Consider the following 21,983-nt stretch of genomic DNA (forward strand, 5'->3'; position numbering starts at 1 on the left):
TTTTGAATTCTGGATTGATTGATTTTAGATTTTGAATTCTAGATTGATTGATTTTGGATTGATTGATTGTAGATTCATAATTCATAATTCATAATTCATAATTGATTTTAGATTGGCTCGAGCCCAGGTTCTACCTGGGACTACCTTCTCAGAGGCAGAGCCTCTGGTAAACTTAATGGAGGCATAGTCCTCCGCTCGTAGCAGTTATGCATGGGAAGACAGCGCTACTACGAACCAATGAGGACACATCGGAGGAATTATGCAGCACCTCAGCAAGTTATTGGAAATTGAAAACTCAAATTTAGCTTGGGTACTGCGGTTGGGATTGCACGGACTGCGAACTCAATTACAGGAAGCATTAAAAATGGTGCAGACCGATCCGGGAAACATGGCGTGTGAGGAATTGCTGAGGGAATTGGATGTTCTTTTGCAATCTGTCAATACACCGCAATCAACTCACGAAAAAACGATCGCATCCGAACAAGATGATGCTTCTTGGGAAGATGTGTTGGAACCAGTTGCAGGTGAGTTGAAACTCAGACAAATTTGTGAAGCTTTGTTGGTTGACCGAGAATTAAGCAATTATATCGGTCAGTATGAATTTTACAGCACAAGTGATGCCGATTTATGGAACGAGATACAACGTCTGCTACTGCGAGTTCCTGAAAAATTAGCTCATACTTGGCGAGAGTATCTCGTAAAAGCACTAGCTCAAGTAGGGGCTGTGGAGGACAAGGAACTCTACTTATCTTTACCCTTTACTCGCCATGAATGTATTTATCCCGGTTTGGGTGGAAAAGTTAAAGCTTCTGGATTGTGGTTTTCAGATCGAGTTGATTTTGACTCAAGACTGATGGTGGAAAGGAGTGGAGGAGAACTAGATTTTCTTGCAGGAGTTGTTTCTATTTGTCTCCAATTTATTGAAAGCGATCCGCTTGTACATCACGCGCTGAAAAGTGTAGATAGATTTGGGATTCGGTCTTTGAGCTTGGAATCAGAAAAATCTAAGTACGTCACTGCGTTGATCGATCGTTTTCGCCGCGTCCAAGCAACCGCAGACAATAGCGACTCGGCTGTGGCATTGCGTGCGAGACTGGATTTAGATGAAGCAATCCACTCGTTAGTTTACTTACCCTGTAGCGATCGCTTTTCTTGGTGGGGGAAACTGCAACAAGAAACACGGCGCACTCTTGACTTAGTAGTCGCAAAAGCACGCCAAGCCGGACACCAGGTACAAATTCGCCCGTTATGGGGAATTTACGCTGATGTTTTCAATTGGTCAAAAGACGATTTGCAACTAGATATCGGCGGTGTACCGGGGGAAGTCTCTGCGTGTTTGCGAGTTTACGCCAAGATTGATGACGAGCTGCTTCCAGGACGAGTACTTTTCCGGTCATCTTGATGAGTTTGCGCGATCGTCGCACGTTTTACAGTGTGCTCTTTTATGCACTTATTAAATCAAAGCCCTATCCCAATCGCCTATCCTAGTATTTAGAATTCTTAATTAATCCTAAAAGCCATGAGTATCATCATTCCAGATGAAGTATTGCAAGCAACCCAAATGTCTGAGCCTGAGTTATTGACTGAAATTGCAGTCATGCTTTTTCAAAAGGAAAAATTTACTTTAGGTCAAGCAAGTCGTTTTGCAAAAATGAATCAACTCCAGTTTCAACACTTACTTGCAAGTCGTCAAATTCCTCTCCATTACGATGTTGCCGAACTCAAGGAGGATGCAAAAAGTCTGGAAGCAAATAATTGGAAATGATTGTAGTTAGCGATACATCACCTATTAGTAATTTGGCTGCTATCGGTCAATTAGAATTACTGCAACAACTTTATGGTAGTGTAATTGTTCCTACAGCCGTTTATCAGGAATTTCTCAATTCAGGAGAGACAGATCCCGCTGTTTTGGCGATTCAAACTGTCAACTGGATTGAGATTCGTTCTGTCGCTAATATTACTTTGCTTCAAACTTTGCAAAATAATTTAGATATCGGCGAAGCTGAAGCTATTACCCTTGCTGTTGAATTAAATGCTGATAGATTAATTATAGATGAACGAAGAGGTAGAAATGAAGCAATTAGGTTGGGTCTTCAAGTAACTGGAATATTGGGGATATTGCTAGCAGCAAAACAACAAGGATTAATTTCGTTGATGCAGCCATTATTAGACGATTTGATTGCTAATGGCTTCTGGATTCGAGAACAATTGTACGCAGAAGCTCTTAAATTAGCTGGGGAATAACTTAAAAATTTACCCCGAACGGAAAACTATCCAGATAGGATGCACTATTTTCAACGTTCCGGTCGAAGTAATTTCCCCAATGAGGCTTTCTACCATCAATATCTGTAAAGCCATACTTTGTTGACAGGTTCCACGAACTCAGAACCTTTCCTGAGTACTGCTTAACCTCCGGATCGGCTGCAAGTGCTGCGATCGCACGACCAATGAAAAACGGAGTTTCAGACGCAATGAAATGAGGATCTTTTTTCGCTCCTTCTTGCCAATTTGCTTCGGTGACACCAAAATGCTCTAGCATGGCTTCCGAACGCAGAAAGCCCGGAGTCACAGCAACAGATGTAATGTTGTAAGGGAGCAGTTCTTTTGACATTGCGTAAGCAAGGCGAATAATGGAAACCTTTGCCAAGTCGTAGAAGAAGTTACCGCGATACCCCAAACTATCGCCATCAGTGACTTCAACAATCAATCCTTGTTTTCGCTCAACCATCAACGGGATAGCATAATGGCTGGTGATGATATGCGTGTGGATGCCCCGTTGTTGCATGAGTAGCCCGTTTGATAGCGACTGCTCCCAAAAAGGTTTACCCCACTCCATCAAAGTGTCTCCACCCCAAATGTCATTTACGAGAATATCGAGTTGTCCTTGCTCGCTCTTAATCTGCTCGAATAAAGATTTTACTTGCTCCTCAACGGTATGATCGACTTGTACGGGGATACCCACACCACCCCAAGCGTTAACCATCTCTGCTGTTTCTTCAATTGTTTCAGGACGATTGCCAGTTGCGGGTTTGCCCCGAACGCTGCGTCCCGTGCAGTAGACTGTTGCTCCCGCTTCACCCAGCATGCAAGCTATTCCACGTCCCGCTCCACGAGTTGCTCCCGTCACAACTGCTATCTTACCTTTTAAAGGTTGCATTCTGCCCTCCAGTAATAGTCTTTGAGAGATAGCTGTTTTTTAAGCTAACAGTTGCTCCTTGATAGTAAATAGTCTAGCCTAAGTGTAAATAATATTCATTTAAAAATAATTTTATTAGGAATTTTTACATATGACTATATTGTCTGATATCAGTGATGACTTGAAAAACCCGTTTATCCTTTTATCTTTAGGTTTTGGCTTTGTCTGCTTAGTTTCAAGAATTTGGAACGACCCCTATACCCTCTTGCATCATGTAGTATCATTTGGTCAATTGAATATAGTGAAAATCTTACTTAAATGGGGCATTAGTGCTGATGTCAAAAAACATAAAAGTATGGCTCCACTTTGCGTTGCTGCAAAGTATGGATACAGAGATATCGCTCTCATACTGATTGAGAATGGGGCAGATATCAACGAAGGATTATATGAGGAAAGCGGATGGAATCCATTGATTGAAGCTGCAATATATAACAATGAAGAAATGATTGAAATTTTAACAGCAATTGGAGCCAAAAAAAGTCCACATTTTGCTGCAATTAGAGGCGATATAAACTTAACCAGACCTGGTAAGCTAAACTTTTTTGAACTAATTAAAATGTTTTCAATTTTATATACTGTTCGACATACTGCGGATTCTGAAAGTCCCCAATCTAATCCAATATGATAATAAGTACGGTATTCTCTCCAATATTGAATTACCATTAAAACTTGGTCTTCAATAATTAATTTAGGACGACGACCAGATTTCTTTTTCTTTTTTTCATCAGCTTTAACTACATCAACCATAGAATCAAAGGTTTTACGGCTTACACCAGTCATGCGCTTAAATTTTTTTGCAGTAAGCTGCTTGGCTTTCTCTATTTTCACGGCTCCTCAAAGTCCCAATTACAAATTGCAAAGCCCTTAACTATACTACAAAACACTTTTGCAAGAGTCCTTAACTGTTAACTGGGCTGTTGAAGCCGTTGCTCGTCTTGGCACCCTCTGATTTTGGCTAAGGTATTGTTATGAAAATTAGTGTATAGTTTGAGGTAAGCCAGATCATATTCACCAGAGAAGCTTTATGATTGCTCTACCTGGTATCGCCATCCAAGACAAGATATACGAAAGCTCTAATTCTCTAGTGTATCGAGGCATGAAAGACGATGGAGTAGCGATCGTCGTAAAAATGCTCAAGCAGGATTATCCCTCACCTCAAGAACTAATCCGCTACAGACAGGAATATAGAATTACCAGTTCCCTCAACTTGGAAGGAGTTATCAAGGCATACAGCCAGCAAAACTATCAACGCACTCTGGTGATGATTTTAGAAGATTTTGGGGGAGAGTCATTAGAGCAATGGATGCACAAGCGCCCAGATATTTTCTGCCCGATGCCTTTATCAACTTTTCTTGGTCTGGCGATCGCCCTCACCGATATTTTAGGCAAAATCCATGCTGCCAATGTCATTCATAAAGATATCAACCCTGGAAACATAGTCCTAAATCTGGATACTGGCGTTGTCAAAATTATTGATTTTGGGATTGCCACCCAATTTAACTGCACGAATCCGACTTTCAATAGCCACTATGTTATAGAAGGGACACTCGCCTACCTTTCTCCAGAGCAAACAGGGCGAATGAACCGTTTGCTCGATTACCGCACCGATTTATACTCCCTTGGTGTGACGTTCTACGAACTGCTAACCGGACATCTGCCGTTTCAAACAATGGATATGCTAGAACTAGTCCATTGTCATATTGCCAAACGACCCCCTTCACCTCATGAAATAAATACAAATATTCCCAAACCAGTGTCAGATATTATTTTGAAACTGATGGCGAAAAATGCAGAAGATCGCTATCAGAGTGCCTGGGGAATAAAAGCAGATTTAGATATCTGTGTTCAACAATTAGAAGAAATCGGTCAAATTTTTAGCCTTCATCTGGCGCGTCAAAATGTTTCGGGTCAGTTTCAAATTCCCCAAAAACTGTATGGGCGGAACAAGGAAGTTGCAATATTACTGGCGGCTTTTGTTCGCGTAGCATGTCCGGAGGACAATCGTGTAGCGTGTCCAGAAAACAATCGCATTTCTTCTTTACCAAACAATTTAGAAACGATTTCAGAAAGGGAAGCAACGGGCAATTCAAAATTCTCAGTTGAAATGATGCTTGTCTCTGGCTACGCCGGAATTGGTAAATCAGCATTAGTGCAGGAAATTTATAAACCGATTACCCAAAAACGTGGCTATTTTATCTCTGGGAAATTCGATCAATTCCAGCGCAATATACCTTACAGCGCGATCGCCGATGCTCTGCGAAAATTGGTGCAGCAAATACTGGGTGAACCAGAGAAACAAGTGCAACAATGGCGATCGTACCTGTTGACAGCATTGGGAAGTAACGGACAAATCATCATAGATGCGATCCCAGAAGTTGAGCTAATTATTGGTAAACAACCACCTGTACCGTCCGTTGGAGCAACTGAAGCTCGAAACCGCTTTAACCGAGTCTTTGGGCAGTTTGTGCGGGTGTTTTGTACCAAGGAACATCCACTTGCGATCTTCTTAGATGATTTGCAGTGGATAGACTCAGCAACCCTGAAGTTAATTGAGTTGATGCTGCTTGATGAGCAAACCCAATATTTATTTTTGATTGGAGCCTATCGAGATAATGAAGTCAATGCAACGCATCCACTAGTATTAATGTTAGAGAGACTGCGAAAACAAGGAGCAGTGCTTAAAGAAATTATCTTAGCACCCTTAACGCTAGAGGCATTAAGCCAGTTGATTGCTGAAACATTATATCAGGATGCTGAAACTGTTCGTTCCTTAGCTGAGTTGGTACTACGTAAAACTGAGGGTAATCCTTTCTTTATCAATGAATTTTTGAGAATGCTGTATAGCGAAAATTTATTGACTTTTGATACACAACACTTAAGTTGGCAATGGGATATTGCTCAGATTCAAGCTCAAAATATCACTGATAATGTTGTGGAGTTGATGCTCCTCAAGCTGAAGAAACTTCCAGAGGTGACACAGCAAATTCTCCGGTTAGCCGCTTGTGTTGGGGCTGAATTTGATTTGGAGACGTTATCGATTGTTTGTGAAAAAAGTCCTAAAGTGGTTTTCCAAGATTTACTAGCAGCCATACAAGTAGGACTAATTCAGCCCCTCTTAGAATTAGACGAGAACTTGCTAGTTCAAGATTATAAGTTTTTGCACGATCGCGTGCAGCAAGCCGCCTATGCCTTAATTGATGGCTCGCAACAACAGCTTGTGCGCTTACAAATCGGTCATAATCTCCTAGAAAAAACCTTACCAGAGCGGCTAACAGACAAATTGTTTGAAATTGTCGATCATCTGAATTATGGAATTGAGCTTGTCACCGATCGAGTAGAACGAGATGAAATTGCCAAGTTAAATTTAATGGCAGCTTACAAAGCAAAGGGGGCGATCGCCTACGATGTAGCTGCAAAATATCTGGACTCAGGAAGATTATGGCTGGCAGCTTCTAGTTGGCAAACCAACTATGACCTAACTTTAGAGTTATATCTAGAAACAACAGAAGTCGCGTACTTATGTGGCGAATTTGAGCGAGTAGAAGACTGGGTAGCGATCGTTATAAAAGAAGCAAAAACTATTCTTGACAGCGTGAAAGTTTACGAAGTCAAAATTCAGACCGACATTGCACAGAGCCAGCTATTAAAAGCAATCAATACTGCACTGTCAGTTTTGCAGCAACTGGGGATCGATTTTCCCGAAACACCCAGTCAGGGAGATATTCAGCTTGAACTAGACGCGATTGCATCTATTTTGAGTGAGAAACCGATCGAGGACTTGATCCATTTGCCCCAGATGACAGAGCCGAGCCAGTTAGCAGCGATGCGAATTCTATCAAAGATAGCGATTTCTGCCTATATTGCTGCCCCTAATTTGATGCCTTTACTGGTGTCTCAACAGGTCAAATTGTCCGTCCAGTACGGTAATGCGTTGGTATCTCCTTTTGCGTATGCCAACTTTGGATTAATTCTTTGTGCAATAGTCAAAGACATAGAGTCTGGCTACCAGTTTGGAAAGCTTGCTTTAGGGATGTTGTCACAGTCAAATTCTCATGGGCTTAAATCTAGGACTTTAAACATTGTAAATAACTTCATTATCCACTGGAAAGAACATGCAAGAGTCCTATTGAAGCCATTACTAGAAGGCTATCAAAGTGGGCTGGAAACTGGAGATTTAGAGTTTGCCGCTTATTGCGCTTATACTTACTGTTTTCAATCCTATGCCAATGGAAAAGAACTTGTAGAGGTTGAACGTGATATGGCAATCTATGGTAAAGCAATCCATCAAATCAAGCAAGAAACAGCACACACCTGGAATCGAATCTTTCGACAAGCTATCATCAACTTGATGGGATACTCAGTCAATCTAACTCGTCTCATTGGCACATCCTACAACGAGGAAAATGAACTGTCACAATATGAAGCAGCAAATGATGGAAGCAGTATATTTGCTGTATATTTCAACAAACTTTTTCTATGCTACCTATTTTATGAATATGCTCAAGCCGTTGAAAACGCAGTCCTAGCGGGAAGTTACTTGATCCGATTAACAGGCACAACCCTTGAGCCTTTGTACTATCTCTATGATTCTCTGGCAAGACTTGCAACTTATCTCGATAGCAGCGCTCAAGTGCAGGAGGAAATCCTGGAAATAGTTGTAATTAGCCAGAAGAAAATGCAGCAATTGGCATATTATGCACCAATGAATTATTTGCATAAATATCAATTGGTGCAAGCGGAGATGGCACGAGTTTTGGGCCAGTTACTTGAGGCAGAAGAGTTCTACGAACAAGCAATTGTTGGTGCAAGAGACAACGAGTATCTGCAAGAAGAAGCATTAGCATACGAGTTAGCTGCGAAATTTTACCTGTCTCGTGGTCGGGAAAAGTTTGGACAAACCTACATGAAAGAAGCTCATTACTGCTACCAACGCTGGGGAGCGACGGCGAAGGTGGAAGATTTAGAAAATCGTTATCCGCAACTATTTCCTCAATTGTCTGGTGGGGCTTACACGCCAATCGACACAACTTCTAGAAGCACTTCTAACACCTCACCTGTCGCTTTCGATTTAGTAACGGCGATCAAAGCATCTCAAGCAATTTCAAGTGAAATTGAACTCGATCGATTGCTTTGTTGCTTAATGAAGATATTAATCGAAAATGCTGGCGCACAAACAGGTTTTCTAATTTTAGAAAACTCAGGAAAATGGGTGATTGAAGCCTCTGGTGAACTCATAGAGGGTGAGAATGTTTATGCTACACAATTACTGCAATCTATCCCAACTGCAAATCATCTACCTGAATCAATTATTAATTATGTTATTCGCACTCATGAATGTGTCATTTTAAATGATGCTACCCGTGAAGGTAATTTTATTCATGAATCATATATTCAAGACAATCAAATTCCATCAATCTTATGTTTGCCTCTGCTGAATCAAGGTAAGCTAGTGGGCGTGTTGTATCTAGAAAATAAATTAGCGGTTGGAGCATTTACACCAGAGCGATCGCAAATTTTGCATCTACTCTCCACACAGGCAGCCATTGCGATCGAAAATGCCAAACTCTACTCACAGCTACGCACTAGCCAAAGCCAGATGGCTCAATTTCTAGAAGCAATTCCAGTGGGTGTTGCCGTCGTGGATACAGCAGGTCGCCCTTACTTCGTCAACCAACGGGCAACTCAGCTAACAGGCAAAGGGGTTGTGTGTTCTGTGACAGCCGATCAACTCGCCCAAACGTATCAAATTTATCTGGCGGGAACCGATCGACCTTATCCCACTGAAAAACTGCCAGCAGTCTTAGGTTTGCATGGCGAACGCAGCAGAATTGACGATATGGAGATTCAGCAAAACGGCAAAACGATTCCAATTGAAGTGTGGGGAACACCAGTTTTTGACGAACAGGGCAATGTGATTTATGCGATCGTAGCCTTTCAAGATATCACAGAGCGCAAACAAACAGAGCAATTGGTAGCTGATTACAACCGCACCTTAGAGCAACAAGTAATTGAACGAACTTTGCTTCTTTCTCAGGAGATTGAAGAGCGCCAACGAGTGGAAATTGCTTTGCGACATAGTGAAGAGCAATACAGGCTGACAATGGACTTCACCCACATTGGCAGTTGGAGCTGGAATATCATTGAAAATACAACAGATTGGAACGATAACCACGCTCGATTGCTGGGGTTAGTACCAGGTGAAGTTGAGAGTAGAACTCAAGCATGGCGCGATCGCGTTCATCCAGAAGACATTCATCGGGTTGAGCAAGTTGTTGAAGCATCTCTAGCAACCCATACCGATTGTGAAGTAGAATATCGAGTCATCCACCCAGATGGTAGTATTCACTGGTTGATTAGCAGAGGCCGAGGCATTTATAACTCAGCCGGACAACCTGTGCGAATGTTGGGTGTGATTCTTGATATTAGCGAACTGCACAACGCAGCACTGCGTGAACGCAAACTTGCCGAAGCCACGTCAATTCTGGAAGAACGCAACCGTATGGCGCGAGAAATCCACGACACTCTAGCACAAGCTTTTACTGGCATTCTACTGAATGTTGGAGCAGCGACACAAGTGCTAACAGATGATTTGGAAGCGACACAGGCACATCTTGAAATGGTGGAGGATCTGGCACAAACTGGGCTTGCCGAAGCACGTCGTTCTGTAGCAGCACTCCGCCCCCATCTCTTGGAATATGGCAACTTGCATAGCGCCTTATATCGTCTGGTGGCTCAGATGAGAGCTGTTGCCGATACATCTCTTATTTACGAAATTAAAGGCACAGCCTATCCAATGCCTGCCGAGGTTGAGAATAATTTACTACGGATTGGACAGGAAGCATTAACCAATGCCGTAAAATACGCTCATGCTTGCGAAGTTCGGGTTGAGTTAGTATATGAAAATACACAATGTATCTTGCGCGTTAAAGACAATGGACGGGGCTTCGGGGTTGGTAGTATTCCAAGAGTTGGCGGATTTGGATTGCTGGGAATGAGCGAGCGTGCAGAAAATATTGGAGCGCAACTGAGGATTGTGAGCCAACCTGGACAAGGAACAGAAATTGTTGTCATTGTAAATCGAGAGTGAAAATATCAAGAATGCACTGGTTACAAACGCAACGTAAATCGAATTTTAAGTAAATAGGGAGTAAACGATCGCACTCAAGCTGTGATTATTGCTGTTAAACAAGGGATTATCAATTTGTAAGTAAGTTTTACTAAAGTTGGACTCCAAATTCCAACTTTAGTTAGAGCCAACCATCCATCTTGAAATCGACTTATTTATCAATCGCTCAATTGAGCAAAAGTTTGAACTTTTAGCGGACGACAAATCAGAGTCAATTGCATATATTAGCTATATACAACCACTAATTACAGCAGATTCGGAGTTAATGAGGTACAGTACCTAATTCAAATTCCGACGTTTAAAAGCGACTCTGCAATTGTTGTACCTCACATACCTCAAAAGTGCTGTATGTAATATGTTTAGATTGAGATTCCAAAACCACATTACTGCCTTTCTAGTCGCCTTCTAATTTTCTTCTGAATGACTTAGACCTTTCCAAAAACTAGTTTTTAGCTCAGTTAGTAATCAAAGGGGAGTAGAAGCGGCACCAGGTTTGTTTGTGAATGGAATACGTTATATCAATCGCTGGAACCAGGAGCAGATTATCGCAGCTATTTTTCAAAGCCACAAATTAAGTAAATAACGATCGCCAAATGTTTTGTTCCCGTGGTAACGCCTGATAACATTGCCAAAGCTGTTATCTTTCTTGCATCAGATGGCGGTAACTTTGTAAACGATATCTCGCTATTTGTCGATAGCGAGATGGCACAGATTTGAACTTCACCTCTATACATTTAACAAATTATGGAGACTGTTAATCTGTTTTTAGACCCGATCGGCGCGATTTTAAAGACAAGATCGAGCCGGACTATTTCTACGAAGGGAAGTAGAGACCCCGCGCTGGTGCCAGCGACTCGTTGTTGATTCTAAAACTTATTAAAAAAGGAACAATCTAATGACACAATCTTTCTGGTTATTCGGTTCTTGCATGCGTATTCTTGCAGATGCTGCAACTACCGCAGGTCAGTACGACCTGGTTGAAGAATATATCCTTCCTGGCTCACAAACACCTCCCCATCTCCACACGCGCTATTCTCAACAAATGTACGTGTTAGAAGGAGAAGTCACGGTCTGGGCGGGTGATAAAAAGGTCGTGCTGAGTGCGGGTGAAAATCTCCTAATTCCAATTGGCACACCTCATATGGTTGCTGTCTTCGGCACTAAACCAGCTCGCAATTTAGTGATCAATGCACCAAGCGGTCCTGCTCGGTTGATTGAAGCAGTAGGTACGCAAAATGAAACGGAAACCCCAGATATGGAGTTACTTTTGAAAATTTCCGCCGAGCTTGGTGACGAAATTCTGGGTTCCCCCGGAGCCTTACCCTTCGCTGTTAAAGAAGCATAGCTAATTCATTGCAGACAACGTAAAGGAGAATTAGCATGGCTCATTATGACTAGATTGTGATTGGTGCAGGTTCGGCTGGCTGCGTCGTTGCTAATCGTCTAACAGAAAACAGTAACACAACCGTATTACTTCTCGAAGCGGGCAACCCCGATACAAAGCCGGAGATTTTCATTCCGTCAGAAGTCATGAGTTTACTTGGCTCCGAGGTGGACTGGGCATACTTTTCTGAACCAGAACCCTATCTCAACAATCGCAAAATGTTTTGTCCCCGTGGCAAAGTTCTAGGGGGTAGCAGTTCAATTAATTTCATGATGTATGTCCGAGGGAATCATCACGACTATGACCATTGGCATTCATTGGGGAATCCAGATTGAAGCTTACATCCGGGATAATTGCAGTACAGTGTATCATCCGGTCGGCACTTGCAAAATGGGTACAGACTCAATGGCGGTAGTAGACCCGGAATTACGAGTGCATGGAGTTGAGGGGTTAAGGGTTGTTGATGCATCGATCGTGCCAACGATCGCGACAGGAAATACGAATGCGCCTACCATCATGATTGGTGAGAAAGCAGCTGCTTTAATTAAAGCCAGTCGCATCTAACAAACTCTTCTTACAAAGAAAGGCAGCCTTGCTGGAGGCAGCTATGCTGAAGGGATTCTGTCTCCTGTCCTCTGAAATAAAAATGCGCGTTGTGGGAGTAGCGCCCACTAAAAAAAAGATGTTTTTCCAAGATGCGTAGCACGAGGAAAAACGGCGTCCTTGTTTCAATCCCCTGTCTTGAGGCAGGGGTCCTTCTGCCCTCTGCCCTCGTACTTCTGCCTTCTGAACAGGATGTAACTGAATTTTATGAAATTAGCAACTCCTTTGCTTGCGCTCGCTTTTACTGGCAACTTAATTCTCGCCGCTTGTTCAAATGCCCTTAGGACCTCATCTGTCGGCTATCAATCTGCCTCACCCTCGCAAGATGTGGTACAAAGCCCAATAGGCAATATGGATCGGGGTTCTATGAATATGAACCTGGGGCCCAAAGATGCAAATTTCGATTTGCGGTTCATTGATGGCATGACTCCCCATCATCAAGGAGCGGTGACAATGGCGCAAGAGGCTTTACAGAAGTCACAGCGACCAGAAATCAAGCAGCTAGCTCAAGCTATCATCAATGCTCAGGAAAAAGAAATTGCTCAGATGAAAGCATGGCGGACAGCTTGGTATCCGACTGCTAGTGCAAAACCTGTGATGTATGACGCTCAGATGAAAATGGACATGCCTATGACGGATTCTATGCGTTCTAGCATGATGATGAATGGCAATTTGGGAGCCGCAGATGATCGGTTTGATTTGCGCTTCCTCAACGCCATGCTGCCTCATCATCAAAGCGCACTGACGATGGCGAAAGAAGCTTTGGAGAAGAGCGATCGCCCTGAAACCAAAAAGCTGGCTCAAGATATTATCAATAGCCAGCAGCAAGAAATTTCTCACATGCAGCAGTGGAGAAAAGCATGGTATGGACAATAATTTAGCAAAGGTACAGAGATGAGACGGCGGTCTACAGCCGTTAAGGGGGCAGAGAAAATTGATTTTCACAGATATCTGACAAAAACCATGAAAGCAATTGCAGTTGATTACACTCGTCCTAACCATACACCAGAATGCTTTGCTGAAATTACGATTGAACAACCCACCATTGGGGCAAAAGATTTGCTAGTGCGCGTACAGGCAATATCAGTCAACCCAGTCGATTACAAAGTTCGTTCATCTATTCAAGACAAACAATCTACACCCCGAATTTTAGGATGGGATGCGGCTGGAGTGGTAGAACAGGTCGGGTTACAAGTCAGCTTGTTCAAGCCGGGAGACGAGGTATATTACGCAGGCAGTATTACCCGTCCTGGAAGTAACAGTGAGCTTCATGCTGTCGATGAACGAATTGTCGGTAGAAAACCTGCTTACCTTTCGTTTGAACAAGCGGCGGCACTACCATTGACTACCATTACAGCTTGGGAAGCGTTGTTTGAGCGAATGGCGATCGCCCCACAAACGTCAGCCAGTAAACGTGATAAACACATTCTGATTATTGGTGGTGCAGGTGGTGTCGGATCAATCGCCATCCAATTGGCAAAACAGGTTGCTGGACTAACGGTCATTGCAACAGCATCCCGACCTGAAACATTTGAGTGGTGTCTCAACATGGGAGCGGATTACACCATCAACCACCATCAACCATTCAAGACAGAACTTAAGAAGATTGGTATTCAGGAAGTAGATTATATTCTCTGTTTGAATGACACAGAGCAACATTTGGTAAATATGGCAGAGACGATTAAACCGCAAGGGAAAATCTGCTCGATCGTGGAAACAGAACATCCCCTCGACATGAATTTACTCAAGAACAAAAGTGTAACGTTTGCATGGGAGTTTATGTTTACGCGCTCTATGTATGAAACTGATGACATACAAGCTCAACATGAAATATTGAATAAAGTTTCTACATTAATAGATCAACAAGTAATTCAAAGTACAATGACCGAGCATTTGGGAGCTTTAAACCCAGAGAATCTCGCCAAAGCCCATACTCAACTGGAATCTGGGCGAACGATTGGCAAATTGGTTTTGTCCGGATTTGCCCAATAGCGTGGATAACTTTTTCAAACTCAATTTTACCAAGTTTAGAGTTAACTAGTGAAGAAGAAACTGCGCTTTTACTGCCATCAATTAGACTCATGCCAATCAAATCGTGTTTGATACAACAACGGAATCATATGAGGAAGCACTTAGCCATGCAATGCAGCTAACAAAGTTTGATTCGATTTCAATGTGCTGGAATTAATTGTCACCTTACAACAAGGAGCAAAGTACTGTGTTGCATTCAGAAGAAGCGATCGTCAGGACTCAAGGTCTCAAGCTCTGGTATAAAGTCTCCGGTACGGGTCCTATCTGTATCATGCCTACTCCAGGCTGGGGGCCGAGTTCAGATATGTACTTTCAGACATTGACCCCGCTCGAAACGATGTTCACCCTTGTCTATCTCGATACACGCGGCACTGGTCACTCAGAGCGACCGACACAAGCAAATGCGTATACATACGATCAATTCGCTGCCGATGTTGATGCGCTCCGATATCAATTAGGACAAGATCGCGTCTGGTTAATGGGACACTCTGAAGCTGGGCGTCACGCGCTCTATTATGCCTTACAGTACCCTGACCATTGTGCTGGTCTCATCCTTCTTGACGCAGTAAGCTTCCAAGATGAGCAGTCGCGTATGGATATGGAAGCACGTATCCAGAAACGCCAGCACGAACCCTGGTTTGACCTCGCTTACCAAGCCTTCACAAGTCAGAGGATGCCAGAGTCAGATGCAGCCTTGGCGACGTTGGTTCAAAGCATCTTGCCATTCTATTACTACGATGTCGCTAATATCGAGATGAATGCAGTCTACCATGCTGCAACCTCAATGTCTGTGGATGCGTTTAAGGGTTCTACTCAATGCCAGTGGCACAAAACCAATCTGATGCCGCGCCTTGGAGAGATACGTGTTCCAACCTTGGTTGTAGTTGGCAGCCATGACTTTATTTGCTCACCACTCCATGCTCATCGACTCCATATGGGAATTATAGGCTCTAAGCTCATTTTGATTGAAAATGCGGGTCATTTTTCCTGGTTTGAACAACCCGATCTGTTTTTCAGCAAAGTGAAAGAAGGTTTAACCACCGTTCAGTAAAATCTTGTATAAAACCTATCTGGCATTTACATATTCCTTAGTACACGTCACCGGAAAAACGGGTCGGAAATTATGCGGCAATCACGAGGTCACTTGGAGTCATATTCTTGGAGTCTTGTTTCAGGCATTTTGTAAGAATTTTTAAAGTTGACTTTTCACTCCAATGAAAAGGGTGCGCGACGGTATTCCATTCATCGATAAAAGCTTTCAAACGTTCGCTCAAAGCCTTTTTATTAGCAAAGTCAGCGATTTTTAGACGTTTACGTTGGAGAATACTAAACCGAATGGCACTAAGAAAAGCTGAAAGCTCGTCTGGGCAGGGTGTAGGGGGTAGTGTTTAAAACAATTAAATTTTAGTTGCTCAAAGCGTTCAACATCTTCTTAATTCACCACACCCTACACCCCACACCCCAAAGTTAGTTATATCAAGGGTTTACGCTTAACTTAGTGCCATTCGGTTCATAGGTAGTTAATTCATAACCCTCTTCTGTCACTTTCCGGAATAAGCAAGTAGTTCAGGAGCTAAATCATCCAGAAGTATAAAAGGGTTTAAATTGATTCATTGTGGCAATTAAATACTTGATAATTTACACCCTACTCAATACTGCAAGGGCTGAGAAAATTGTCGCTACAGACAAGCACCTTTGTGCAGGGGTTGCAGGGGGTGCAGGGGAGGAAAAAACGGCTTAACCGACAAGTATTGACACCCTACTAGTCCACCACACAAACTTTGACAGATAAATTTTCCTGGAAAGCTTGCTTGAAAAGCAATCTGACGATTGGCAACCTGTTAAAATCAATGTAGTCAAGTACTACTGGTTCATCGCATTAATTTTGCTGGGTAAGCGAACGCACTACCGACTCTCGTTCCCTGGTTCTACCTGGGAACACAGTCGGCTAGGCAGAGCCTCGCGCTCCACTGGAGGCTCCGCCTCCAGTAAGGCATTCCCAGGCGGAGCCTGGGAACCAGGTGTGCGAAGTTTTGACAGCCTATCAAAACTTTTGCGACAGACCACTACCAGGAAAAAATTACAATTCATAGTAGGCTGAAACAATTACCTAGCAACGGTTTCAAAACTTAGAGGAATTCCGAACGCGTACTATTTTCCCGTTTTGGCACGTTCTTGGCTGCTTCACCCTGGGGGGTCTTGTAAGGCTCGTTTTCATACAGAATGAGATCGATCCCTCAAATGTGTTCGCCTTCTTATGCAGTCATTAAAAAAGTTTGCCAAGAAACTTAAACAAGAAGTTTATGCTGTTTATCTCGCTAGTAAAGACCCCAGAACTCCTTGGTATGCTAAAGTTTTAGCAGTTATTATTGTTGCTTATGCTTTTAGCCCTCTTGATTTAATTCCAGATCCGATTCCCTTACTTGGTTATTTAGACGATCTCATTATCATTCCACTAGGTATTTGGTTGGTTCTGAAGTTAATTCCTCCATCTGTATTATCCGAATGCCGAGAGCGGGCTGAGATAGAAAAGTTGCAGGGTAAACCAACTAACTGGATAGCAGCAATATTCATTGTGGTTATTTGGCTGCTGTTAGGAATAGCGATCGCAATTTGGTTAAATAATATTTTTGCCTTTGTTAAGTAGATTCACTATACTTAGAAAGATAAAAAAGATAAGCTTTTGACATTCTTCAGGTCCTATTCTAACTCTCTAAAATGTTAGAATCTGTTGCCAGAGTTTGTGCTGCTGTTTGCATCAGTTCAATATCCGATGGTGACCAAGAACGGGGCTGTTGACAGTGATGGGCGGCTAACAATCCCCACAGTCCTCTGGGGATCACAATTGGTACGACTAGGTTAGCACGCACTTGTATGCTGCGAAGAAAATCTCGGTGACACGTGAGGATGGGTTCTAATTCAATATCCGCGATCGCTCTCACCCGTCCTGCTAAATACAGACCTGCGTACTTGTCACTAAAACAATCATCTGCCCCTGTTGAACCTAATATTGAAAATTTATTATGGCTTAAAGACTCAAAAGTTACCTGCCCGTGCCACTGCCAGTAAAAGTAATACAAAACCACGCGATCGGACGCAAGTGTTTCTCTAAGTTGATTGGTTGTATGTCGAATGAATTCATCCCGATGCATTGTTCTGACAAGTCTGTCTAGAACTCTTTGCAAGCCCTGTTCAATGTGAGTGTTGGCGCTAGGGCCAACCTCTGACTGAGAATGAATTTGAATTTGCACAATTCTACAATTACGAATAGCTAAAGACTGTCACATTTATATAATAATTTATCAAACTTCTTCTGAAAAAAGCAGACTAAATGTCAAGTACTCATTAGATTTCTATCGAATCAAACACTTATTGTAGTTTTCAAGGTAATTGAGAATTAAAAATCTCAACTTGAATGCCATAATTTCTTTACAGAATTCATCATGAAAAATAAATAATTAATAATTCTTAAAAAAAATTAATTTAAATTTTAACTAATTTACTTCTTAACTGTTAAATATAGCTGAGCATCGGTACATTACGTTCTTACAGGCTCATGCATGACCCCAAACAAGTTTTAAAGGTTTTTCCGTTCAAGTTGTTTGAGTGCCCAATTAGCTTTCTCTCGGGCTTCTGAAAGAGCAATGCGATGGCACCATGAAAGTGATGGTACAAACACCGGAAGAATCGATCGATTGTTTTGCAAAAATTGTTTTAACGCTCCAATGGCTCTAGTATCTCCTAGCTTACCAAGCGCTTCTGCTGCTTGATTGGCAACAGCATATCGACTGTCTCCCGAAAGCCGATGCTCTAATGCTCTCATGAGAGGTTCCACCGCTCTCAAATCTCCGAGTTCTCCAAGAATCATAGCTGCTCGCAAGCGAATCACAATGTTTTTTTCTTCATCCTCCACCTCAGATAAAGGAATATGGAGAGCATAAAGCATTGGTTCTAGAGTTCTTGGATCTGGCAACCGCATTAAAGTATTAAAGACCTTGCTGTTCAGCAAGGAAATGGGGTGACGTAATGCTTCTAAGGCTTCTTCTAGTAACTCAAAGCAATACTTACTTTCACTCTGGGTTACTTGTTTTTTATCTTGTTCAAGACATGCTATGTAATAAGAAGCATACTCGGAGTTTTCGTCCATATAGTAAGCACCCGTTTCATAGCATTCCGCTACAATTAACATGAGAGTTGTTAGACTTGGGTATTTAATTTGAGGTAGGCTTCCACCTCCTAAATGGCAATGAATGACAGGTGAGATTTTATTATCTGTGGAATCTCCAAAAACAATTAAGTATTCCAAATCATCATACGCAAAAATCGGAAACCAAGGTTTATGACAATTCTCAGCATTAGGTGATGTGTATTTATATCTAAATTCTTCAATTTCTTGAGACTCTTCTATTGCTTGCTCTAAAGATAGAAAATCAAAATAAGGAATAAATCTAGTATCCAAGATTAAATTATTACTTCTTGAAATACTCAAAAAATCTATGCCATTATGCCACTGGTAAAGTTCAAAAACTTCTTGTGGTAAACGAAAGGGAAGGTTTTTCACTTGAGATTCAATTTCTTCAAGCGTTAATCCTGGTTTAAGAAGTGATGCTACCTCCGGTCTGTGTTGTTGCAGAGAATGAAAGATTCTGTCTAAAGCTTTGGTAAGAACTGACATTGCAATTACCGGAACAATTTATGTATGATAGGAAATACCTTCTTTCTTTCCTCAAGTTCTTAGAGCCTTTGTAGTTCATTGAAATCATATCCTGCCGCAGACCCCAGTTTCATTGATGCGGAAAACGTGCAGCCTCACATTCGGGTATTTTTCATGTACCATCTGGGCAACTGCTAAGGCATCCTCATTAATAAAATATTCCCCACTTTCTGGTTCAACTGCCACATACCAGTTGTAGTGAGTTTCAATTAATTCTGGCTGCAATTTTTTAAAGATCTGTTCGCAACGCTGCTTAAATTCTGCTTTTTCAGCAAGCCATTGAGCTTTCTTCTCTTCTGACCACTGGATTTGGGGAAATACTCTCCCCCGGCGCACTGTACGAATAGACTTGGCTTCAGTCATGGTTGGTTCTGCTTCACAGTAATTTAAGGCGGAAGCCCACCAGTTAAAGGGAGAAAACCGAAAAGTTTTCTCCCTTTAACGTCCTTCAGGGGTGGGAGGAAGCCGTAGGCAGACGCCAGTCCGCTCAACGGGGGGAACCCTCCGTTCGCGTAGCGTGTCCGTTAGGACATAGTTTGCGGCTTGGGGGTTTCCCCCAAGCCGCAACTTCTCTTTGCACGCGGCTGGCTCCTTTAGCTGCCGTCCCCACCTTTCAACTAATTCGCTAATACTGACACCTTCAGACTCAGCCACTTGTTTCATTTTGTCCCAGGTACTAGGGGTGATCCATATTCCTTTTTGTATTTTGGTTTCTTCGTACAATAGCGGCTCATTTCTCTTAGCTTTTCTCTTTGGTCTAGAATTTGACATAGACTAGCTCCATGCATTAAGCTAATCGTAGGTCGATAAAGAGGATGAGTCAAGATGCAAGTTAGTTACCAGTACAAATTGCGCCCTAGGGAAAATCAATCAAAAGTTATGGATTCGTGGTTGGATATGCAGCGTAGTTTGTTTAACTGGTTTCTGGCTGACCGTATTGACGGCTATTATCAAACCTTTGTTATGGGTGAGTATTGCGATATTAGAACAAGAACTGAGCAATGCCCATTAACTTGTTCGTTGAGCAAGAACTCAAATTTGCACAATCCTTGGAAAAACCCAGACAAAAACGGAGTAGTCAAAAAGCGTTCTGCAAGTTTAATGCAAGATGCTTATTTGGCAGAAATGAAGCAAGCTAGACCTTGGTATAAGACAATCCACTCAAACGTGTTGCAAATGCTGGTAAAGCGTCTTGAGTGTTCTATGGAAGGCTTCTTTAAACATGGTCGTGGGTTTCCTTCATTTAAGAACAGGTCTAACTTTCGCTCTTTCCAGTACAAGCCAGGTGACGTTAAGCTCGACGGGAATAAAATATATCTGCCATTAATAGGGTGGATGCGTTTTTATAATTCTCGTCCTATCCCACAAGGATTCCAGATCCGTACCGTAACACTGCGTAAAAAAGCAGATGGTTGGTACACGAGTATATTAATTAGAGATGATTCAGTTCCTGATTATCCAACCCCAAAAGAAGTTAATACTATTGTGGGAGTGGATATGGGATTGACTAAGCTTGTTCATTGCTCAGATGGTTCTGAGTTTGACAATCCTCGTCCTAGTACGTCCAAGAAAGGTAAACGCACTCTAAAAATCAGGCAGCGACGTTTATCTAGGAAAAAGAAAGGTAGCGCAAACCGCAAGAAAGAGGCGCAAAAACTGGCTCGACTCCACAAAAAACGCGCTGATAAACGTAGTGCCTACCAATGGCTAGTTGCCAGCAAGATAGTTAGAAAAGCTGACGCTATTAGCGTGGAAGATCTCAACATCAAAGGGATGAAAGCAAGGTGTAAGCCTAAGCCTGATGATGTTAAACAAGGTCGATTTCTCAAGAATGGTCAATCCGCTAAACGCGGTTTGAATCGTTCTATTTCAGATGCTTCATGGGGAACTTTGATAGAAAAAATTCAGTACGCGGCTGCGAAGTCGGGAAAAAGTTTTTTCAAGGTTGATCCAAAAAACACGAGCCGTACTTGTTCCAAGTGTGGTGTCGTTGATGCCTTGTCTCGCTTTGGAGAAAAGTTTGTTTGCACATCGTGCGGACATGAAGCGCACGCAGACAAACAAGCGGCAGTTAACATTAAAACCCGTGCTGTACAACAAAACGGGTTAACAATCAAGAAACTTAAAAAGGTACGCAGGGACTCTGCGGAACCCAAACAATTAATATTGTTTGAAACGCCCAACCCTGAATTAACAGGGATTAAAAGGAGACACCGTGCCAGCAATGGCGAGCGCGGTGTGCCTGGGAACCCGCCAACCTCAGTACAACTGAGTCTGTGGGATAACGCGGAAATGGCATATTCGCGTGAATCCCACCCCTTCTAGGGGTGGGTGCGTCAACACGAGCTAAAAAAGTAACTACATTAGAAGCTGTTCCTCCAGGACTTGCACCCACAAGAATCACTCCCAATGCCAACATAGGTGGTAATTTCAAAACTGTTGCAGCTAACCATCCTACAATTGGCATGATAGTAAACTGTAGCAAGACCCCCAAGATTAATGCCCTACCAGCTTTTCGCAAGCTTTGTAATTGCTGTGTAGTGATTGTTAAACCCATTCCTAACATCACCACTCCCAGCGCTATTGAAATGTTACCACTACCACTTGCAGCAATTTTTGGAAAAAAATAACCCCAAGTAGCACCAATTAATACCCAAGCAACAAATAAATCTTGGCTGAACTTGATGAGACGATTGATTTTGTGAGACATTTGCTGCAGCTTATTTTATGTAAAAATAAAATACTATATATCTATAGATTTACTGGATTTTTGATTTTCCAAGAAGCTTAGCTTCCCAATTTCTTACAGAAGTCAGAGATCTGAAGATATTTTACTTCAACAATTCAGGGATTTGACATTTTTTTGTCACATTCATTAACCAGACTAAAAATAACAAGGACTGAGAAGTCCATAAAAATCTCGCCCCAA

The 21,983-nt window shown here is 42.3% G+C and carries 19 protein-coding genes and 3 pseudogenes; 14 read left to right on the top strand and 8 right to left on the bottom strand.

Going from position 1 to position 21,983, the window contains the following annotated elements:
- Window positions 1–259 precede the first annotated feature (259 nt).
- The 3 genes from HC643_RS25585 to HC643_RS25595 all read left to right on the top strand — a co-directional run bounded on the left by HC643_RS25585 (window position 260) and on the right by HC643_RS25595 (window position 2,244).
- Window positions 260–1,402 (top strand): hypothetical protein, encoded by a 1,143-nt coding sequence (locus tag HC643_RS25585; RefSeq protein WP_038078065.1) that lies wholly within the window; start codon window positions 260–262, stop codon window positions 1,400–1,402.
- Between the two features lie 117 nt (window positions 1,403–1,519).
- On the top strand, window positions 1,520–1,765 hold the full coding sequence (locus HC643_RS25590; RefSeq protein ID WP_038078060.1) for a UPF0175 family protein: 246 nt from the start codon (window positions 1,520–1,522) through the stop codon (window positions 1,763–1,765).
- On the top strand, window positions 1,762–2,244 hold the full coding sequence (locus HC643_RS25595) for a PIN domain-containing protein (protein WP_038078058.1): 483 nt from the start codon (window positions 1,762–1,764) through the stop codon (window positions 2,242–2,244). Before HC643_RS25590 ends, HC643_RS25595 begins: the two co-directional genes overlap by 4 nt.
- 1 nt (window position 2,245) lies before the next feature.
- Here HC643_RS25595 and HC643_RS25600 read toward each other — a convergent pair whose 3' ends face one another.
- The gene (locus HC643_RS25600) at window positions 2,246–3,157 is read right to left on the bottom strand and encodes an SDR family oxidoreductase (RefSeq protein ID WP_038078056.1); all 912 of its coding nucleotides are present in this window, start codon (window positions 3,155–3,157) and stop codon (window positions 2,246–2,248) included.
- Between the two features lie 130 nt (window positions 3,158–3,287).
- Here HC643_RS25600 and HC643_RS42645 point away from each other — a divergent pair, with 130 nt between their 5' ends.
- Complete coding sequence (locus HC643_RS42645; protein WP_038078053.1) at window positions 3,288–3,821, top strand: ankyrin repeat domain-containing protein; 534 nt, start codon at window positions 3,288–3,290, stop codon at window positions 3,819–3,821.
- Here the strand turns inward: HC643_RS42645 and HC643_RS25610 are convergent.
- A pseudogene (locus HC643_RS25610) lies at window positions 3,719–4,024 on the bottom strand (helix-turn-helix domain-containing protein); the annotation flags it as partial. The gene HC643_RS42645 and the pseudogene HC643_RS25610 sit on opposite strands and share 103 nt — an antisense overlap.
- A gap of 196 nt (window positions 4,025–4,220) precedes the next feature.
- On the opposite strand from HC643_RS25610, the gene HC643_RS25615 reads away from it, so the two are divergent.
- Window positions 4,221–10,283 (top strand): AAA family ATPase, encoded by a 6,063-nt coding sequence (locus tag HC643_RS25615; protein WP_038078050.1) that lies wholly within the window; start codon window positions 4,221–4,223, stop codon window positions 10,281–10,283.
- Between the two features lie 590 nt (window positions 10,284–10,873).
- Here HC643_RS25615 and HC643_RS40900 read toward each other — a convergent pair.
- Window positions 10,874–11,056 carry a hypothetical protein gene (locus HC643_RS40900; RefSeq protein WP_202048654.1) on the bottom strand — a complete coding sequence of 61 codons (183 nt, stop codon included), beginning with the start codon at window positions 11,054–11,056 and terminating at the stop codon, window positions 10,874–10,876.
- Window positions 11,057–11,217: 161 nt separating this feature from the next.
- On the opposite strand from HC643_RS40900, the gene HC643_RS25630 reads away from it, so the two are divergent.
- The 8 genes and pseudogenes from HC643_RS25630 (at window position 11,218) to HC643_RS25660 (ending at window position 16,987) form a co-directional block, all read left to right on the top strand.
- Window positions 11,218–11,667, top strand: coding sequence for a cupin domain-containing protein (locus HC643_RS25630; protein WP_038078046.1), 450 nt, complete (start codon window positions 11,218–11,220; stop codon window positions 11,665–11,667).
- 53 nt (window positions 11,668–11,720) lie between these two features.
- Window positions 11,721–12,032 (top strand): annotated as a pseudogene (locus HC643_RS25635) (GMC family oxidoreductase N-terminal domain-containing protein); the annotation flags it as partial.
- Complete coding sequence (locus HC643_RS25640) at window positions 12,007–12,270, top strand: GMC oxidoreductase (RefSeq protein ID WP_038078045.1); 264 nt, start codon at window positions 12,007–12,009, stop codon at window positions 12,268–12,270. The pseudogene HC643_RS25635 and the gene HC643_RS25640, both read left to right, overlap by 26 nt.
- Window positions 12,271–12,681: 411 nt before the next feature.
- On the top strand, window positions 12,682–13,185 hold the full coding sequence (locus HC643_RS25645; RefSeq protein ID WP_336604382.1) for a DUF305 domain-containing protein: 504 nt from the start codon (window positions 12,682–12,684) through the stop codon (window positions 13,183–13,185).
- A gap of 18 nt (window positions 13,186–13,203) precedes the next feature.
- Window positions 13,204–14,301 carry a zinc-binding alcohol dehydrogenase family protein gene (locus HC643_RS25650; protein ID WP_237265944.1) on the top strand — a complete coding sequence of 366 codons (1,098 nt, stop codon included), beginning with the start codon at window positions 13,204–13,206 and terminating at the stop codon, window positions 14,299–14,301.
- 226 nt (window positions 14,302–14,527) lie between these two features.
- Entirely contained in the window at window positions 14,528–15,391 is an 864-nt protein-coding gene (locus tag HC643_RS25655; protein WP_038078039.1) for an alpha/beta fold hydrolase, read from the top strand.
- 564 nt (window positions 15,392–15,955) lie between these two features.
- Window positions 15,956–16,081: a hypothetical protein gene (locus HC643_RS42190; protein WP_272899778.1), complete on the top strand. Its 126-nt coding sequence runs from the start codon at window positions 15,956–15,958 to the stop codon at window positions 16,079–16,081.
- A 516-nt stretch (window positions 16,082–16,597) separates the two neighbouring features.
- Window positions 16,598–16,987 (top strand): YkvA family protein, encoded by a 390-nt coding sequence (locus HC643_RS25660; protein ID WP_038078032.1) that lies wholly within the window; start codon window positions 16,598–16,600, stop codon window positions 16,985–16,987.
- Between the two features lie 58 nt (window positions 16,988–17,045).
- On the opposite strand, the gene HC643_RS25665 is transcribed toward HC643_RS25660, so the two are convergent.
- From HC643_RS25665 to HC643_RS25680, 4 genes are all read right to left on the bottom strand, one after another.
- The gene (locus tag HC643_RS25665) at window positions 17,046–17,585 is read right to left on the bottom strand and encodes a GAF domain-containing protein (RefSeq protein ID WP_038078084.1); all 540 of its coding nucleotides are present in this window, start codon (window positions 17,583–17,585) and stop codon (window positions 17,046–17,048) included.
- Between the two features lie 332 nt (window positions 17,586–17,917).
- The gene (locus HC643_RS25670) at window positions 17,918–19,015 is read right to left on the bottom strand and encodes an SMI1/KNR4 family protein (RefSeq protein ID WP_050046869.1); all 1,098 of its coding nucleotides are present in this window, start codon (window positions 19,013–19,015) and stop codon (window positions 17,918–17,920) included.
- An 84-nt stretch (window positions 19,016–19,099) separates the two neighbouring features.
- Complete coding sequence (locus tag HC643_RS25675) at window positions 19,100–19,417, bottom strand: hypothetical protein (RefSeq protein ID WP_038078031.1); 318 nt, start codon at window positions 19,415–19,417, stop codon at window positions 19,100–19,102.
- Window positions 19,418–19,492: 75 nt separating this feature from the next.
- Complete coding sequence (locus HC643_RS25680; protein WP_038084806.1) at window positions 19,493–19,825, bottom strand: hypothetical protein; 333 nt, start codon at window positions 19,823–19,825, stop codon at window positions 19,493–19,495.
- 54 nt (window positions 19,826–19,879) lie between these two features.
- On the opposite strand from HC643_RS25680, the gene HC643_RS25685 reads away from it, so the two are divergent.
- Window positions 19,880–21,379: an RNA-guided endonuclease InsQ/TnpB family protein gene (locus HC643_RS25685; RefSeq protein ID WP_050046868.1), complete on the top strand. Its 1,500-nt coding sequence runs from the start codon at window positions 19,880–19,882 to the stop codon at window positions 21,377–21,379.
- A gap of 22 nt (window positions 21,380–21,401) precedes the next feature.
- Here HC643_RS25685 and HC643_RS41570 read toward each other — a convergent pair.
- Window positions 21,402–21,764: pseudogene (locus HC643_RS41570) on the bottom strand (bile acid:sodium symporter family protein); the annotation flags it as partial.
- Window positions 21,765–21,983: the final 219 nt, after the last annotated feature.

Origin of the sequence: Tolypothrix bouteillei VB521301 (assembly GCF_000760695.4) — a bacterium.
GTDB classification, from domain to species: domain Bacteria; phylum Cyanobacteriota; class Cyanobacteriia; order Cyanobacteriales; family Nostocaceae; genus Scytonema; species Scytonema bouteillei_A.